General features: G+C 53.1%; 15 protein-coding genes and 1 tRNA gene. 5 read left to right on the top strand and 11 right to left on the bottom strand.

Features of this window, described 5'->3' with window-relative positions; all coding sequences use genetic code 11:
* Positions 1-108 precede the first annotated feature (108 nt).
* The 5 genes from DG177_RS15645 to DG177_RS15625 all read right to left on the bottom strand — a co-directional run bounded on the left by DG177_RS15645 (position 109) and on the right by DG177_RS15625 (position 4,213).
* A complete protein-coding gene (locus tag DG177_RS15645; RefSeq protein ID WP_108812340.1) occupies positions 109-1,269 on the bottom strand; it encodes an acyl-CoA dehydrogenase family protein in 1,161 nt (386 codons plus the stop codon).
* Positions 1,269-2,099 (bottom strand): S-formylglutathione hydrolase, encoded by an 831-nt coding sequence (fghA, locus tag DG177_RS15640; protein WP_443216423.1) that lies wholly within the window; start codon positions 2,097-2,099, stop codon positions 1,269-1,271. The genes DG177_RS15645 and fghA overlap by 1 nt, the downstream gene beginning before the upstream one ends.
* A gap of 2 nt (positions 2,100-2,101) precedes the next feature.
* Positions 2,102-2,494 (bottom strand): VOC family protein, encoded by a 393-nt coding sequence (locus DG177_RS15635; RefSeq protein WP_108812338.1) that lies wholly within the window; start codon positions 2,492-2,494, stop codon positions 2,102-2,104.
* A 23-nt stretch (positions 2,495-2,517) separates the two neighbouring features.
* Positions 2,518-3,627: an S-(hydroxymethyl)glutathione dehydrogenase/class III alcohol dehydrogenase gene (locus DG177_RS15630; protein ID WP_108812337.1), complete on the bottom strand. Its 1,110-nt coding sequence runs from the start codon at positions 3,625-3,627 to the stop codon at positions 2,518-2,520.
* A gap of 97 nt (positions 3,628-3,724) precedes the next feature.
* Complete coding sequence (locus DG177_RS15625; protein ID WP_108813011.1) at positions 3,725-4,213, bottom strand: DUF6456 domain-containing protein; 489 nt, start codon at positions 4,211-4,213, stop codon at positions 3,725-3,727.
* A gap of 127 nt (positions 4,214-4,340) precedes the next feature.
* Here DG177_RS15625 and DG177_RS15620 point away from each other — a divergent pair, with 127 nt between their 5' ends.
* Positions 4,341-4,904, top strand: coding sequence for a helix-turn-helix domain-containing protein (locus DG177_RS15620; protein WP_108812336.1), 564 nt, complete (start codon positions 4,341-4,343; stop codon positions 4,902-4,904).
* A 23-nt stretch (positions 4,905-4,927) separates the two neighbouring features.
* Positions 4,928-6,103: a glycosyltransferase gene (locus tag DG177_RS15615; protein WP_108812335.1), complete on the top strand. Its 1,176-nt coding sequence runs from the start codon at positions 4,928-4,930 to the stop codon at positions 6,101-6,103.
* On the opposite strand, the gene DG177_RS15610 is transcribed toward DG177_RS15615, so the two are convergent.
* Genes DG177_RS15610 through yajC form a run of 4 tightly spaced genes read right to left on the bottom strand, consistent with a single transcriptional unit; the run spans position 6,104 to position 9,456 of the window.
* Complete coding sequence (locus DG177_RS15610; RefSeq protein ID WP_108812334.1) at positions 6,104-6,484, bottom strand: MTH938/NDUFAF3 family protein; 381 nt, start codon at positions 6,482-6,484, stop codon at positions 6,104-6,106.
* 13 nt (positions 6,485-6,497) lie between these two features.
* Entirely contained in the window at positions 6,498-7,481 is a 984-nt protein-coding gene (secF, locus tag DG177_RS15605) for a protein translocase subunit SecF (RefSeq protein ID WP_108812333.1), read from the bottom strand.
* A 12-nt stretch (positions 7,482-7,493) separates the two neighbouring features.
* Positions 7,494-9,098 carry a protein translocase subunit SecD gene (gene secD / locus DG177_RS15600; RefSeq protein ID WP_108812332.1) on the bottom strand — a complete coding sequence of 535 codons (1,605 nt, stop codon included), beginning with the start codon at positions 9,096-9,098 and terminating at the stop codon, positions 7,494-7,496.
* Between the two features lie 28 nt (positions 9,099-9,126).
* Positions 9,127-9,456, bottom strand: coding sequence for a preprotein translocase subunit YajC (gene yajC, locus DG177_RS15595; RefSeq protein WP_108812331.1), 330 nt, complete (start codon positions 9,454-9,456; stop codon positions 9,127-9,129).
* Between the two features lie 288 nt (positions 9,457-9,744).
* On the opposite strand from yajC, the gene DG177_RS15590 reads away from it, so the two are divergent.
* A tRNA-Pro gene (locus DG177_RS15590) sits at positions 9,745-9,821 on the top strand.
* Between the two features lie 119 nt (positions 9,822-9,940).
* Entirely contained in the window at positions 9,941-10,849 is a 909-nt protein-coding gene (locus DG177_RS15585; protein WP_108812330.1) for an aldo/keto reductase, read from the top strand.
* 12 nt (positions 10,850-10,861) lie between these two features.
* Here the strand turns inward: DG177_RS15585 and DG177_RS15580 are convergent, their stop codons facing one another.
* Positions 10,862-12,379, bottom strand: a complete 1,518-nt coding sequence (locus DG177_RS15580; protein WP_108812329.1) for an MFS transporter — start codon at positions 12,377-12,379, stop codon at positions 10,862-10,864.
* Between the two features lie 98 nt (positions 12,380-12,477).
* On the bottom strand, positions 12,478-13,521 hold the full coding sequence (locus DG177_RS15575; RefSeq protein ID WP_108812328.1) for a substrate-binding domain-containing protein: 1,044 nt from the start codon (positions 13,519-13,521) through the stop codon (positions 12,478-12,480).
* 293 nt (positions 13,522-13,814) lie between these two features.
* Between DG177_RS15575 and DG177_RS15570 the strand changes: the two genes are divergently transcribed.
* Entirely contained in the window at positions 13,815-16,565 is a 2,751-nt protein-coding gene (locus DG177_RS15570; protein WP_108812327.1) for a TonB-dependent receptor, read from the top strand.
* The last annotated feature ends 17 nt before the right edge of the window (positions 16,566-16,582 follow it).

Below are 16,582 nucleotides of genomic sequence, written 5' to 3'. Positions count from 1 at the left end.
GCCTCCATATCTTTTGAGCTTCCCGAGGAATGTCGGGATTAGAGCGAATTACAGGAAAATCGCCGCTGTGGCCAGTCCCGATACAACCGATTATACTAGGAACAATTACTAATAGGAGCGCGGCAGATCCAGAACATGCTCTGCTAGATAGGACAGGATCAGGTTCGTCGAGATAGGTGCAATTTGATAGAGCCTCGTCTCGCGCCACTTGCGTTCGATGTCATAATCTTCGGCAAAAGCGAAACCGCCATGAGTTTGCATACAAGCTTCCCCGGCCGCCCATGATGCTTCGGAGGCCAGCATTTTCGCCATGTTCGCTTCCGCCGCCATCCCTTCGCCAGCATCAAACATGGCCGCCGCCTTGCGCACCATGAGGTCTGCCGCTTCGGTTTGCGCGTAGCTGCGCGCGATCGGGAACTGAACACCTTGGTTCTGGCCTATAGGGCGATCAAACACCTCCCGTTCACTGGCATAGCTTGATGCCTTTTTGGTGAACCAGCGCGCATCGCCGATACATTCAGCGGCAATCAAAACGCGCTCCGCATTCATGCCATTGAGAATATAGCGCAGCCCCTTGCCTTCCTCGCCGATGATATTTTCCGCAGGTACGCGTAGGTCATCGAAATAAACCTCCGTCGTGCTGTGATTAATCATCGTGCGAATTGGCTTAATCGTGAGGCCATTGCCAACCGCCTCGCGCATATCAACGATGAATACGGACAGGCCGTCGGTCCGCTTCCGCACCTGATCCTGAGGCGTTGTGCGGGCGAGCAAGACCATCAGATCACTATATTCCGCGCGGCTGGTCCAGACCTTTTGACCATTAATCACATAGTCATCGCCATCGCGCACAGCAGTCGTTTTGAGGCCCAATGTGTTGGTTCCGCTTCCAGGTTCGGTCACGCCAAAGGCTTGCAGACGCAGTTCGCCGGTCGCGATTTTGGGCAGATATTGCTGCTTTTGCATGTCACTGCCGTCTCGCAATATAGTACCCATAATATACATCTGCGCATGGCACGCGCTGGCATTGCAACCGCTGCTGTGGATTTCCTCGAGGATTGCAGCGGCAGCCGACAAACCAAGACCACTGCCGCCATATTCTTCCGGTATCAGCGCAGCGAGAAAACCGGCCTTGGTAAGAGCGTCGACAAATTCTTCGGGATAGGCTCGCTCCCTGTCTTTCTCTCGCCAATAGCTACCTGGAAAATCGCTGCACAAGGCGCGAACCGCTTCGCGCACCTGCGCTATTTCAGGCGTATCACTCCACATCAGAGCCGCTCTGCATGCCAGCGCAAATGATCGTCCATGAATGTCGAGATGGTGAAATAGCTATGGTCATATCCTTCGCGCATATTGAGCGTCAGAGGGATAGCGGCCCGCTCACACGCTGCCACTAACAAATTTGGTTTAAGCTGTTCTTCGAGAAACTGATCCGTCGTGCCTTGATCGACCAGAATATCAGCAACCCGTGCACCGTCCTCGATTAGTGCACAAGCATCATAGTCTCGCCACGCCGTCTGATCGGCACCAAGATAACCACCCAGCGCCTTGTGTCCCCATGGACAATTTAGCGGGGAAACAATCGGTGCAAAAGCCGAAACACTTTTGAAACAATCCGGATTCCGCAAGGCTATGGTCAGCGCACCATGGCCGCCCATGCTGTGCCCAAATATGGCTTGCCGCTGCATATCAGCCGGAAACTCTTCCGCCACTAGAGCAGGCAACTCCCGTTCAATATAGCTGCGCATCCGAAAGTTGTTTGCCCAGGGCTCCTCTGTCGCATCGACGTAAAAACCGGCGCCCTGCCCCATATCATAAGCATCGTCGTCCGGTACTGCTTCACCGCGCGGTGACGTATCCGGGCAAATTATCATCAGCCCCAATTCATTCGCCAACCGACGATACTCGCCTTTGTCCATCACATTGGCATGAGTGCAGGTCAGACCCGACAGATACCAGAGCACCGCCAACTTCGCGCCATCCTCGTGCTCCGGCACAAAGACCGCAAAAGTCATATCCGTCTTGGTTTCGGCAGAGGCATGGGAATAAACTCCCTGCACTCCGCCAAACGCTCTATTTTCGGAAATTGCCTTCAGCACACTCATCCTGGTCGATACATGGCGCACAGTTTATGGCCGTCGGGGTCGCGAACATAAGACAAGTGCATCTGGCCCATGGTCGAGTTCCTTGGACCCGGAGGATCTTCAATTGATTTCGCGCCGTTATCGACCGCGATATCATGAAACTCTTTCACCTGTTCTGGTGAGGAGCAGGCAAAACCAATTGTGGCGCCATTGGCAACTGACGCAGACTGACCGTCAATCGGCTCGCTGACGCTAAAGATATTACCGTTGTGAATATAGAAAAGCCGGGTCGTGCCATCTTCCTTGATATCCACCATTGGCTCACCCGCACCCAGTGTCGCTAGCACTGCGTTGTAAAATGACTTAGACCTTTCAATGTCATTAGACCCAACCATCACGTGACTGAACATAACCTTCTCCTTTGTTTAATTTCTCAGAAAACCACGACGCTGCGGATGCTTTCACCCGCGTGCATCAGATCAAATCCTTTGTTGATTTCTTCAAGCGACAATGTGTGGGTGATCATGGGATCAATTTCGATCTTTCCATTCACATACCAGTCGACAATTTTTGGAACATCCGTGCGGCCCCGCGCTCCGCCAAATGCAGTACCTTTCCAGACGCGTCCAGTGACCAGTTGAAAAGGCCGTGTGGCAATTTCCTTACCTGATTCCGCAACGCCAATGATGATGCTCTCACCCCAGCCCCGGTGACAGGCTTCCAAAGCCGTTCGCATAACATCAGTATTGCCAGTGCAATCAAAAGTATAATCGGCACCGCCGTCAGTCAGAGCCACCAGATGCTCGACCATGTCACCGCTGACATCCTTAGGATTGACGAAATGGGTCATGCCGAACTTGCGCCCCCAATCCTCTTTGTCGGGATTGAGATCGACGCCAATAATCTTGTCCGCTCCAACCATCCGTGCGCCCTGAATAACGTTCAGTCCAATACCGCCAAGGCCAAAAACGATAACATTAGCGCCGGGCTCAACCTTGGCCGTGTTGGTAACCGCACCAACACCTGTCGTTACGCCGCAACCGATGTAACAGCTCTTGTCAAACGGAGCATCGGTGCGAATTTTCGCCACAGCTATTTCGGGCAGCACGATGAAGTTAGAGAAAGTCGAACAGCCCATATAATGATAAATGCTCTCACCCCGGTACGACATACGGCTTGTCCCATCGGGCATCAGCCCCTGTCCCTGCGTCGCACGAATGGCAGTGCAAAGATTTGTTTTGCCGCTGAGGCAGGATTTGCATTGCCGACATTCCGGTGTGTAGAGCGGGATCACGTGATCATCTGGAGCCACCGACGTAACTCCGGCACCCACTTCACGGACTATGCCAGCCCCTTCGTGTCCGAGCACACTTGGAAACTTGCCTTCGCTATCCAGACCATCGAGCGTATAGGCATCTGTGTGGCAAATCCCGGTTGCCATGATCTCGACCAGCACTTCACCAGCCTTCGGCCCTTCCAGATCCAGTTCGACAATTTCCAGTGGCTTTTTGGCTTCAAACGCAACGGCGGCGCGGGTTTTCATAAGGCGATACTCTCTGACAAGTAAATTGGTATCAACCTTATCCTATCATCACAGGCAATCAACCCGGTTTCAGCTATCATCTGCACTATTGGGAAAGTTAGTCCTCTCCTGGCAACCGATAAAAATTGGCAAGCCGGTCCAGCGCTATTTTTAACACCAGCTTTCCAGAACGTGCGGGCCAACCGAGATTTTTTTCTGCTGCAGGAACCCCCTCGCCTGCACAGATGATCCGCCAGGCAATGTCGGATAGATCGCTGCCAAGATGGGCGATGGCATTATCAAACCGTTGCCTGGCCGCTATTTGGGCCTCTGTCGCGTTCAACCGCTCTGGCGCAGCGCGACTCCCGCCGGTGAGCGGGACCATGTTCCAGCTCATCGTGACATTGGGCGCCAGATTGGCCCGCTCCCAGTCTGCCCGTAATTTCTCTCCGCCATCGAACTGACGATCCGTCAAATGTCCCCGCGCATGAAGCCACCCCAGTGGCGATTCCGACAGATTGACCGTCACGCTGCGTATCCTGCGCTTTCGAGCCTTGGTCTTGGCGCGAACTCTGCCATCCTCAGGCACAGGCCGTTCCGCCAACATGCGAGGATCATTCAATTTATCTATTCTGGTTGAAGGCACAATAAACTCCGTCTCAATTGGTTCGAAACTCTCTTGCCATTTTGGCAAATATGTAGGAAAGAAAAAACCATATAGGTTGGAGAAAAACATGATTAGCCGTATAAGAGAGGTTCGCAAGACCAAGGGTTTGACGCTGGATGACGTTGCAAAGCGCTGTGATCCACCAACGACGGCACAGACTATCGGTCGGCTGGAAACGGGTATGCGCACGTTGTCGCTCGACTGGCTGAACCGGATCGCCGATGCGCTTGATGTCGATAGTGCAGCTTTGCTCGCCCTACCCGATCAGGATGAGTTGCCGGTTGCCGCGATGCTCGACCACAAAGGCGCACACGCATTGAAGAAAACCGAAGCCATTGCGCAGCCGACGATAGAAACCGATATGGTTGCGTTGCGCGTCAAGAGCAGCATTGGTGATTATCGCGCTGGCGACGATGTTTGGCTGTCACGCCGAGCACCAGACCAATATAGCGCCGCGCTGAACCGTGACATATTGGTGCCGCGACCGGCTGGACGATTTTTATTTGGCCGCCTGATTGGACGAGAAGGTGACATGATCCAGATATTGCCCCTGGGCAGCGGCGCCCGGCAACAGGTCGTCAAGGATCCCGAATGGATCGGGGTCGCGGTTAGACTGGTAAGAGTGCTTTAATGGCTCTGCACTAAGGCCGTCCGATGCCACGTTCACTCAACATATTGACGCTGTCGACATTGTTTCCCAATGCGGTGTCGCCCAATTTTGGGATATTTGTCGAGCGGCAAACAGCCGAATTGGCGGGCAGAGCCGAAACCGACGTCACCGTTGTCAATCCAATCGGCATACCTCCATGGCCACTAAGAGGACTACGCCCTTATCGCGGACTGTCAGCTCTGCCGGTCCATGAGCAGTGGCGCGGACTAAATGTCTATCGCCCCCGCTTCACCGTGATACCGAAAGTGGGCGGCGCCAATAATCCAAACCGCATCGCGGCTGCCATTCTGCCGCTTGTTCAGCAGTTGCACGCCCAAAAACCGTTCGATCTGATCGACACGGAATTTTTCTACCCTGACGGCCCCGCCGCCATGCGCTTGTCTAAGGCTCTCAATATACCTTTCACGATTAAGGCCCGCGGCGCAGACATTCATTTGTGGGGCAGTAACCCAGAATGCACCCCGCAGATTTTGGCCGCTGCAGATCAAGCGGCCGGCCTGCTTGCCGTATCGCAAGCCCTGAAGCAGGACATGATCGATCTTGGCATGGATGGCGAAAAGATCGCCGTTCATTATACCGGCCTTGATCAGCAGAAGTTCAAACCCTTGGAACGATCAACGGCCAAAGCCGGATTGAATGTTCATGGACCGTTGTTCATCTGTGTCGGCGCTCTGATCAAGCGCAAAAACCAGGCACTGGTGATTGAGGCCATGCTGTCCTGTCCGGATGCGACCTTGCTGCTAGTGGGCACCGGAGAGGAAGAAACAGCATACCGCACATTGGCGGAAAAATTGGGTGTTCAGAAACAGGTGCGCTTCCTCGGCAATGTCCCGCATGACGAGTTACCGGCTTTGGTTGCGGCAGCCGACATTGCGATCCTGCCGTCAAAATCCGAAGGGCTCGCCAATGCCTGGGTTGAGGCCCTGTCCTGCGGAACACCTATCATCATCAGCGAAGCAGGCGGTGCCCGGGAGCTGGTTCGCAACGATTTTGCCGGGCAGATTGTGGAGCAGGACAGTCTTGCGATCACCGAGGCGATCAAGACTATTTTAGCAGATCCCCCAGAGCAGGATGACGTGCGTTCCACTGTCAGCCATTTCAGCTGGAGAAATAATGGTGACGCATTGGTAAATCTATTCGGTGAGATTGTGCAACGCTAACTAGCGAAGCGGCATGAAGGCACCAATGATCCAGCGTTCTTCTGCACGCAATACGCCCCACGCACGGGCCGCGGCGCGGCTGTCCATAACTTCAATGCCCATGTTCGCCGCTTCCGCAGCACGACGAAAGACTGCCGGCGGTTGCTCCATCATTGTACCGCTACCAAAAAGCAAAAATTCCGGACCCGGCGACAGATCGAGTGCCGCCAAAATGCCTGTCAGATCCAGATCATCCCGCGCTGGCGCATCCCAGGACAAAGCCTGTTCCGGCGACAGCAGCAAGCCACTATCGAAACGCCTGTCACCAATTCTGAAGCCATTGGGTGTAAAGCCCGTTACAATCGGCCCTTCAAATTCGACATCGCGTCGGAGCTCAACCATCAGTGCTCACCAATCAGCCAACCTCTTCGGGGCCGCCAAGCTTTTCGGCCTTCCCGCCCGCTGTCTCCGGTGGCACAAAGCTGTCCGGACCGACCTTCAGCCAGATCAAAATCGGTGCGGCCATGTAAACAGAGGAATAGGTGCCGATAAAAACACCAAGGAACATCGCAGCTGCAAAGCCAAAAATGACGTCCGGGCCCCAGATAATCAAGGCAACCAATGCCACCAGCATGGTCAGGCTCGTCATCACCGTGCGCGCCAGCGTTTCGTTAACCGACAGGTCAAGCAAAGCGATGATATCCATCTTGCGATATTTCTTCAGATTTTCCCTGATCCGGTCATAAACCACAATCGTGTCATTGAGCGAATAGCCGATAATAGTCAGCAAAGCCGCCACGATATTGAGATTGAATTCAAGCTGGGTCAGAGCGAAAAACCCGAACGTTAGCGAGACGTCATGGAACAGGGCAAACAGGGCTCCGGCGCCAAATTGCCACTCAAAACGGATCCAGATATACAGGGTAATCGCCAGCATCGCACCCACCAAGGACCAGACACCTTTGGACAAAAGCTCCTCCGATACCTTGCCAGAAACCGAATCCACCCCGTCAATGCGAACATCGGGATAATCAGCTCTCAACATGCTGGTAATCTGGTCTGCCATCGTATTGGCCAATTCCGGATCCTGATCCGAACCGGTAGGCAACTTCATCCGGATCGACACTTCATTGGGCTGACCAAATCGCTGAATCGTCGGATCTCCATAACCAAGCGCACCCACTTTCTCGCGCAATTCGGAAATAGGTGCGTCAGTGGTCTGGGTGAACGTCGTACGGATCATCTGACCGCCGATGAAATCTACGCCGAAGTTCAATCCTCTTTGTGCGACCAGGGCCATCGAGCCAATGATCATCAATATGCTGATAGCAACTGCAATATTGCGCCACTTCAGGAACGCAATATTTGTGTTGTCAGGAACGAGTTTGAGAAGTTTCATGACCATTCCCTCCTATATGACCAGCTCTTGCGGCCGGGTGCGTCGCAACCACAACGCCACCAGCATCCGCGTCACCACAACCGCGGTGAACACCGATGTAATGATACCAATGATCAGAACAACCGCAAATCCGCGGACCGGGCCGGAACCGAAAATGAACAACAGCAAGCCTGCAATGACGTTGGTGATATTGGCATCAAAAATCGCTCGAGAAGCTTCTTTGTAGCCAACCTCAACCGCCTGCACGACACGTCTGCCGCGCCGCCTTTCCTCTCGAATGCGTTCATTTATCAACACATTTGCGTCGACGGCCGAACCCACGGTCAGAATGAATCCAGCAATACCAGGTAGCGTTAGTGTCGCGTTGAATATCGCCATGACCCCGAGGATGAGAAACAGGTTCAACGCCAGCGCGAAATTCGCATAAAAGCCGAAGCGGCCGTAGGTTACCACCATGAACGCCAGCACTGCCGCGGTACCAATGATCGCAGCTATCATTCCCTTGCGAATGGAATCTGCTCCCAGATCTGGACCCACGGTTCGTTCTTCAACCACCTGCAATTCCACAGGCAGTGCACCGGATCGCAACGCTATCGAAAGCTGATTGGCACCCTCCACCGTAAAATTACCCGAAATCTGAGCGGAACCACCTAAAATGGGTTCGTTGATGTTGGGAGCTGACAACACCACACCATCCAATATGATCGCAAAGGGGCGACCAACATTGTTCTGGGTCAGGCGCGCGAATTTTGCCCCGCCTTCGGTATCAAACGTAATATTGACCACTGGTGCATTGGTTTCCGGATCAAATCCCTGGCCGGCATCTGTAAGCTTGTCACCCGAGATTCCTCCCAGACGTTTTACCGCAATATTCGGCAGTCCGGCCGGGTTATCAGGGTAGGGAAAGATCTGGCTGCCCACCGGTGGACGCCCAGCGGAAACAGCATTGGGGTCAGCCTCGAAATCAACGAGTTTAAATTCCAGTTTGGCGGTTTTACCCAACAATTCCTTGAGCGCCTCGGGATCTTCAAGGCCCGGAACCTGGACCACGATCCGGGTATCGCCCTGACGAATAATTGTCGGTTCGCGTGTCCCCATTTCGTCAATCCGGCGCCGGATCACATCTGTCGCTGTATCCATCGCGTTATCGACTGCACTATCCAGACCAGCCGAGGTAGGCGATACCACAAAGCGCGTATCGTCGCGCACTTCAATATCCCAATCCCGCTGGCCCGTAAGACCAGCGCCGGTTGTCAGCGGCAACAAAGCTTCTCGCGCCGCGTCTACTTGCGTGGAATCGCGTACCATGAAGGACAGGACACCATCTTTGCGTGAAATATCACCGATATTTATGCGCGGAGTGGCACGGCGCATTTCGGCGCGGACAGACTCTTCCATGGTCTGGAGACGAGTTTCCGCAACATCGATCGGGTTCGCTTCCAAAAGAATGTGACTGCCACCCGAAAGATCGAGCCCCAGATTGATCGTTTCGTCCGGCAGGAAGGTTGGCCAATATTTGTGGCTTTCGCCAAAAAACAGGCTGGGAAGCGACATCAGCACGCCGAAAGCCAACAGCAGAGAAATGGAAATGACCTTCCAGCGCGGGAAATCTAACATGGTATAATAATCCGTTCCCTAAACAGGTTCAATCGTTGGCCGGTTTGCCGCTACCACGTGGCATCACATCGGATAACGTAGCCTTAACCGCTTTGACACGGATGCCCTTGGCAATTTCTACTTCGACATATTCGTCGTCGACTTTCATCGCTTTGCCCACCAGACCACCGCCGGTAACCACTTCATCATTTTTCTGCACTGCGGAAATTTTTCCCTGATGCTCTTTCATTTTCTTTTGCTGTGGGCGGATCAGCAGAAAATAGAATACAGCAAAGATTAGTATCAGCGGCATGATCGAAACCAGGAATCCACCCGCTCCGCCGGAAGCCGCCTGCGCCGTGATCAAAAGTGAAGTCATTTCAATATCCCCAATTAAACAGCCCGTTTTCTAGGCCTCTCGACCGCCGATATTGCTTCCACAAAACGCCGGACATTAATGCTGCGCGCGCCTATCACGCACCCCGGGTGAAAGCAATCTAATAGAAGACCACTGCCATGCATCACGTTGTGCGCTCAGCGTTGCTTGGTAAATGGGAGGCAGGTACTCCGAGATCAAGTGCTGTAAAATATGGTTGGCAAAGCGCTTGCCAAGCCCGCCCGACCACCATATATCCGCGACCTCGGTCAGCAATGCTGCACCGAAGGTCGGGACGTAGCGCAGCCTGGTAGCGCATCACACTGGGGGTGTGGGGGTCGGAGGTTCGAATCCTCTCGTCCCGACCAATTTTAGAATTCTGGCATCAACACTCTGCTTCAAATCGCGATTTTTGGATGCTACGATTGTGACGACAAATTGAACGGCTCCCTATTTTAACAATCTCAAAACAAAGAACAAAATAGTCATGACTATTCTTCCAAAAATCACTGCTACCCGTCAGCTTGGTCAATCGGACATCACAATATCATCAATGGCGTGGGGCATGTGGCGGTTTGCCGGTCGCGATGTTACCGAGGCGACGCAATTGATACACGCTGTGCTCGACTGCGGTGTAACCTTTTTTGATACAGCCGATATTTATGGCTTTACCGGAGCCGATGGATTTGGTGATGCCGAAGACCTGCTTGGCGAAGTTCTGGCTAAAGACAAGAGTCTGCGCAGCCGGATGACGCTAGCAAGCAAAGGCGGAATCATGCCGCCTCTCCCCTATGACAGCAGCGCCGCTTATCTGGAGGAAGCGATTGACGCTACATTGTCACGGCTCGGGTCGGATACTATCGAGCTTTGGCAAATTCATCGACCCGATATTCTGGCCCATCCGCAGGAGACGGCCCGCGCACTCGAGGACGCGGTGCAGAATGGGAAGATAGGACATATTGGCGTTTCCAATTTCACCCAAAGCCAGATTGTCGCCCTGAATCACTTTCTTGACCAACCAATTGTCAGTACGCAGCCGGAAATTTCAGCACTCCGTATCGATCCCATGGAAAATGGAGAACTGGATCAAGCAATGGTCATGGATATGACACCATTGGCCTGGTCTCCGCTTGGAGGAGGACGAATTGCGTCGCCGGATGACGAGCGTGCCCACGCTGTCGTCAAGGAACTAGATCGAATTGCAGAAGCTTTTAGCGTTAGCCGAGAAGCTACGGCCTATAGCTGGATCATGGCCCATCCCTCGCGCCCGATTCCGATTATCGGGTCTCAACGCGCAGAACGTATCGCCGATGCAATGGATGCCATGGCAGTACAATGGAACCGGCAGGACTGGTACGCCGTCTTGGTCGCTGCACGAGGCGAAGCACTACCATAGCCGGCCTGCCGTCTATGCATTGACAACGTCCTCTTGCTGCAGAGCCGCATCAACACGCAGCATGGCCAGCGCAGCAATAACCAATACAGCTGCCGCAAAAGCCATGGTCCAGATCGGCTCGGTCGGAAAAAATGCTTTCATGATCGAGCCCATGATAGTGGCGACTAACAATTGCGGCACCACAATGAAGATATTGAATAAGCCCATATAAATACCGAGTTTTCTCTGCGGCAGGCTAGAGGCCAATATAGCATAAGGCATGGCCAGTATCGAAGCCCAGGCAATGCCGATACCAATCTCGCTGATCAACAACAGATTTTTATCACGCAGGAGGAAAAAGCTAGCATAGCCCGCAGCACCACAGAGCAGGCAGATCATATGGGTTTTGGCTTTACCAAATTTGCTCGCCAGCCAGGGCAGCAAGGATAGAGCCACCAAAGCGGCGACACCATTATAAACCGTGAATAGCACGCCCACCCAATTGCCCGCTTCCTGATAGCCGGCACTTTGCGGATCGGGAGACTCGAATATATATTGAGCAACGACTGGTGTCGTGTTGATCCACATGATGAATAGGGCTGACCAGCTGAAAAACTGCACCAGAGCAAGGCGCTTCATCAACTCTGGCATGCCGGAAAAATCACCAACAATAGTGCTGAGCATGTTGTTCGAGCTACCGCCGCGCGCCAGAATTATCCCGGCAATGCTCGCTATCCCATAGCCCACCAGCAAGGCACCGAGCAGATAAACCTCTTTTTCGAGACCAAATTTGGTAACCGTCAGAAGTACCGCAATACCGGCGGCAATCCAGACGAAGCTGGAGGTGAACGTCTTTGCGGCAAGGGCACGCAACGTATGAGCAGATTCCTCTTCACTAGCGACACCATCAAAGGCAGCCATTTGTTCCGGACTATATTCTTCGGTCATGAATACCGTCCACAATACGGATATCAGGAACATGATACCGCCAAACCAAAAGGCATAGCGCACGGTGTCCGGTATCCCGCCATCCGGCGAGACATTGGCAACATTGAATTGCTCCAGCACCCAGGGGAATATGGAGCCCACAACAGCGCCCGCACCGATAAAGGCCGTCTGAACAGCATAGCCTGCGCTATGCTGATCCTTGCGCAACATATCGCCAACAAAGGCGCGAAACGGCTCCATCGAAATATTGATCGAAGCATCAAGAATCCAGAGCATCACCACCGCAAACCACAAGACCGTAGATTGCGGCATCACCAGCAACGCTATGGTGGCAAGTATGGCGCCCGCTAAAAAATAAGGACGCCGACGACCAAGTTTGCCAAGCCAGGTCTTGTCGCTCAAATAGCCGACGACGGGTTGGACAAGCAGTCCCGTTAGCGGGGCCGCTATCCACAGAACCGACAAATTGTCGAGCTCAGCACCAAGAGACTGGAAAATTCGGCTCATATTTGCATTTTGCAAGGCAAAGCCGATCTGGATGCCAAAAAAACCGAAGCTGATATTCCACAGGCCCCAAAAGCCCTGCCGTGGTTTCTCCGCCATATCTCTCTCCCCTCGCGCCGCTATAGTGCTGCGTCATAACGCGTTGGTGGCAAATTGTGGGATGCCGTACAATGCGGCACCTGTTGTATACGTATGCTTTATACCTTTGATGCTGCCGAGGAATCGCGAACCATCAACTCCACGGGAAGCGCAGAAGATTCGACTTTCTCTCCAGCGATCTGCCGTAAAAGAGCCGTAACCAGTGCTTCGCCTGCCGACTTCAAATCCTGGGTCACGGTTGTGAGTGGCGGTGCGGTCATTGCAGAAGCCGGTATATCGTCAAAACCTACCACAGCGATGTCCTCTGGAATTTTCAACCCCGCTTCTTGCACCGCCCGCATTGCGCCGATCGCGATAAGATCGGAGGCCGCGAAAATGGCGTCGAATTTTTGACCACTCGCGATCAGGGATTGCACCCCGTCCACACCACTTTCCTCGCTGCTAAACCCATCTTGCTGCAATGCAGGATCAATCGCGATGCCTGCCTCTGTCAACGCATCACAGTATCCAAGCCAGCGGGCTTCAAATTCGGGAGCGTGGCTTGATGCGGTACCGATAAACCCAATGTTTCTGCGGCCATTGGCGAGCAAATGCTGGACTGCCTTCTTCCCGCCGCCACGATTGTCGGAACCCAGAGTAAGCCCGGGTTCATCGGTTCCTGCAAGCCCCCAGCGCACAAAATGCGTTCCTTGTCCGACAAGATGCGTCAGCCGATCCCGATAATCCTCATAGTCACCATAGCCGAGCAATATAATGCCGTCAGCGCGATGACTGTCCTGATAATCCGTGTGCCAATCACCCGAAAGTTGCTGGAACGAGATTAGCAGGTCAAATCCCTGCCGCGCGCATTCCCGCGTGATTGATCCCAGCATGGAAAGAAAAAACGGATTGATCAGACTATCATCTGGTGTCGGATCTTCGAAAAACAGAAGCGCCAGAGTGTTGCTTTGTTGTGACCGTAACGAAGAGGCGTTCTTGTCGACTTTGTAGTTCAGCTCTTTTGCGATCTGCTGGATTTTTTCACGCGTGGCGGCACTGACCGCCGGACTGTTGCGAAGCGCACGCGAAACAGTCGGCTGAGAAACTCCGGCCAAATAGGCGATGTCAAACGACGTTGGTTTGCGTGATGGCACGCTACCCATGTGGTATCTCTCCTGGCATACCGATGCGTTGTCGGCATGGTCTTTATTCTTCCGAAACAGCTTAGGACATTCTCTTTATATTGCAAATGTCAGAGCCGAAAAGCTTTGTTGCCGAATTGTTACAATCCGCTACCCCACCAGTGATGTGCATACGTATGTGAACTATGCAGCGCGTAATTTCCGATCATAAAGACCCGAGTTTGACGCACGATATATGCGGAGATCGTGACGGTATCAAATTGAGTTTATGGGCCTTTCCGGCACGAATCGGGAGCCCGATTAGGGGAGTGAAAATGAAGAAATCACAATTCAGCAAGAAGCACAGCCTTCTTCAAACCAGTCGCGCTGCGCTTGGACTGTCACTGGCAATCGCCGCTGGCAGCACAACAGCATTTGCGCAAGAGACCAGTCAAGAAAACAGATCCTCTGCGGAAATTGACGAAGAAAAAGGTGTAATCGTTGTCACTGGTTTTCGTGCCAGCCTCGAAAGTGCGGTCAATGAAAAGAAGCAAAGCGATCAGATCCTGGAATCAGTCACTGCGGAAGATATCGGTAAACTGCCGGACGCTTCTATCGGTGAATCCATCGCTCGCCTGCCTGGCTTGACATCACAGCGGCTCAATGGCCGCGCTAACGTGATCGCTGTTCGCGGTCTCGGCCCCGACTTCTCGCAAACATTGCTTAATGGTCGCGAGCAAACCTCAACCGGTGACAACCGCGCGGTAGAATTTGACCAATATCCTTCCGAAGTGGTCAGCCAAGTCGTTGTGTATAAATCTCCCAGCGCATCGCTTGTCGGTCAGGGCCTTGCAGGTACTATCGATGTCCGCACGATCCGCCCCCTCGAATATCGCGATCGCGTAATCGCAATTGGCGGACGCGGAACCTATGCTGACCTTGGCGCACTAAACGCAGGTTCCTCAAAATATGGCTATCGCGTCAACGGCACCTATGTCGACCAGTTTGCCGACGATACTATCGGCATCGCCATTGCCGCCGCTTATGTGGACGAGCCCTATCAACTGCAGGAATTTAACGCCTGGGGCTATGCTGGTGACGGGTCGGACGCAGCACCATTTGCAATTGGCGGTTCGAAATCATTCGTGACTTCTACGGAGCTCAAGCGCTTCGGCATAAACGGTACCTTGCAATATAAGCCCGCCGATACCGTCATGATGACGCTGGATGGCTTCTATTCAAACTTCAACGATGACCAATCCAAGCGCGGCATCGAACTGCCACTGGCATTTGGCGGTGGATTCGGAACAACCGGTGATCCCGCCAACTTCACTTTCGAAAACGGATTTGCCACCGCGGGTACGTTCGAAAATGTTCGCGGTGTCATTCGCAATGACATCTTTCAACGCAAAGCTGATCTCTATTCCTTCGGTTTCAACACCACTTATGAAGGTGATGACGGATGGAAAGCTTTTATCGATATCGGCTATTCCAAGACCGACCGCAACGAGCTGAGCATCGAAAGCTATTCGGGGACCGGTTTCAACGGCGATGACACCGGCAATGGAGCTTCAGCAACCATCAATTTCCAGTCTGGCTCCTCTGGCACGGTATTTGATCCGTCGCTGGATTATAGCGATCCCAGCGCGATTTTCCTCACTGACCCTCTGGGTTGGGGCGGCGGCGTTGTTCCCCAGGCCGGTTACTATAATGACCGGATCGTCGAAGACGAACTTAAGCAATATCGTGTCGGTGTTGAAAAGGAATTTGATGGCGGCTTCATAAAAGCGCTTAAATTCGGCCTCAACTATACGGATCGCGACAAGAGCCTGACGCCGGATGAATCGCTGGTACGACTGGCAGGCGGCGCGTTGGAAACTGCTATCCCCCAGGATGCATTGCTACGGCCAACCAATCTGGACTATCTCGGTCTTGGGCCCATAGTAAGCTATGACGCGCGTCAATTGATCGATGATGGTATATTGGTCCTTGAACCGAATAATGTGCCTGATGTTCTCGCCAAGGCTTATTCTGTCAGTGAAGATTTACTCACTGCGTATCTACAAGCGGATATTGAGCAGGAATTTGGTAACGCCACGCTGACCGGTAATTTCGGAGTGCAGGCAATCAATACCGATCAGGCGTCAAGCGGACCGACCTTTGCTGACGGTGTACGTACGGACCGGACGCTGGGTGACAGCTACTGGGATGTCCTTCCCAGTCTGAACCTTTCGTTGCGTTTCGACAGCGATTTCATCATCCGTTTTGCAGCGGCGCGCGAAGTTCAGCGGCCACGAATTGATGATATGAGGGTTTCGCTGGAATATAGCCGCAATGAAACGGATCCCAGCGGTGTATTCCTCGACGGTTCAGGCGGCAATCCCTTCTTACGGCCCTACCGTGCGAATGCGATTGATCTAAACTTCGAGAAATATTTCGGACAGTCCGCGGTGATTTCCTTGCAGCTATTCTACAAGGATATCGTCAACTATATTGATCGCAGCAAACAGCCATTTGATTATACTGGTCTTCCGCTTCCACAGGGCTTGCCAATCGATACGCCGATCGGCTTGCTTGAAAGGTCGGTTAACACCGGCGGTGGCGATTTCTATGGCGGTGAACTCGCGATGACGCTTCCGTTCAACAATATTACCGAAGCTCTGGATGGCTTTGGTGTGACCGGCGGCGTCGGCTATACGGAAAGCAAAGTCGAAGATGCCAATGGCGATATTGATGATATTCCCGGCTATTCCAAATGGACCGCGAACGGTACTTTGTTCTTCGAAAAATGGGGCTTTAACTCCCGTGTCAGCGCCCGTTACCGGTCAAGATTCTTAGCAGATTTCAGTGGCTTCGGTGGGAATTTGACAAGGCGACTGGCTTTGCCAGAGACCATTGTCGATGCGCAAATCGGCTATGACTTCCAGGAAGGTAGCGCCCTTGAAGGTCTGTCCCTCTATCTGCAGGGTCAGAACCTGACCGACGAACGTTTTGCATCGATTGATGGTGACGGCGTGCGTTTGAAAGTGATCGATTATCAGATTTATGGCCGCCGGTTCCTGATCGGAGCGTCATTTAAATTCTGATAGTGTCGATGGCCGGA

Source organism: Sphingorhabdus sp. Alg231-15 (assembly GCF_900149705.1).
GTDB lineage: Bacteria > Pseudomonadota > Alphaproteobacteria > Sphingomonadales > Sphingomonadaceae > Parasphingorhabdus.
Note: the sequence above shows the minus strand (reverse complement) of the source record. Positions and strands in the feature narration are given on the sequence as shown.

What these genes read in the sequence shown, in the direction of transcription:
- DG177_RS15645 (WP_108812340.1), bottom strand. Translation starts at nt 1,269, where the DNA reads ATGTGGAGTGATACGCCTGAAATAGCGCAGGTGCGCGAAGCGGTTCGC.
- DG177_RS15635 (WP_108812338.1), bottom strand. Translation starts at nt 2,494, where the DNA reads ATGTTCAGTCACGTGATGGTTGGGTCTAATGACATTGAAAGGTCTAAG.
- DG177_RS15630 (WP_108812337.1), bottom strand. Translation starts at nt 3,627, where the DNA reads ATGAAAACCCGCGCCGCCGTTGCGTTTGAAGCCAAAAAGCCACTGGAA.
- DG177_RS15625 (WP_108813011.1), bottom strand. Translation starts at nt 4,213, where the DNA reads ATGTTGGCGGAACGGCCTGTGCCTGAGGATGGCAGAGTTCGCGCCAAG.
- DG177_RS15620 (WP_108812336.1), top strand. Translation starts at nt 4,341, where the DNA reads ATGATTAGCCGTATAAGAGAGGTTCGCAAGACCAAGGGTTTGACGCTG.
- DG177_RS15615 (WP_108812335.1), top strand. Translation starts at nt 4,928, where the DNA reads ATGCCACGTTCACTCAACATATTGACGCTGTCGACATTGTTTCCCAAT.
- DG177_RS15610 (WP_108812334.1), bottom strand. Translation starts at nt 6,484, where the DNA reads ATGGTTGAGCTCCGACGCGATGTCGAATTTGAAGGGCCGATTGTAACG.
- secF (WP_108812333.1), bottom strand. Translation starts at nt 7,481, where the DNA reads ATGAAACTTCTCAAACTCGTTCCTGACAACACAAATATTGCGTTCCTG.
- secD (WP_108812332.1), bottom strand. Translation starts at nt 9,098, where the DNA reads ATGTTAGATTTCCCGCGCTGGAAGGTCATTTCCATTTCTCTGCTGTTG.
- yajC (WP_108812331.1), bottom strand. Translation starts at nt 9,456, where the DNA reads ATGACTTCACTTTTGATCACGGCGCAGGCGGCTTCCGGCGGAGCGGGT.
- DG177_RS15585 (WP_108812330.1), top strand. Translation starts at nt 9,941, where the DNA reads ATGACTATTCTTCCAAAAATCACTGCTACCCGTCAGCTTGGTCAATCG.
- DG177_RS15580 (WP_108812329.1), bottom strand. Translation starts at nt 12,379, where the DNA reads ATGGCGGAGAAACCACGGCAGGGCTTTTGGGGCCTGTGGAATATCAGC.
- DG177_RS15575 (WP_108812328.1), bottom strand. Translation starts at nt 13,521, where the DNA reads ATGGGTAGCGTGCCATCACGCAAACCAACGTCGTTTGACATCGCCTAT.
- DG177_RS15570 (WP_108812327.1), top strand. Translation starts at nt 13,815, where the DNA reads ATGAAGAAATCACAATTCAGCAAGAAGCACAGCCTTCTTCAAACCAGT.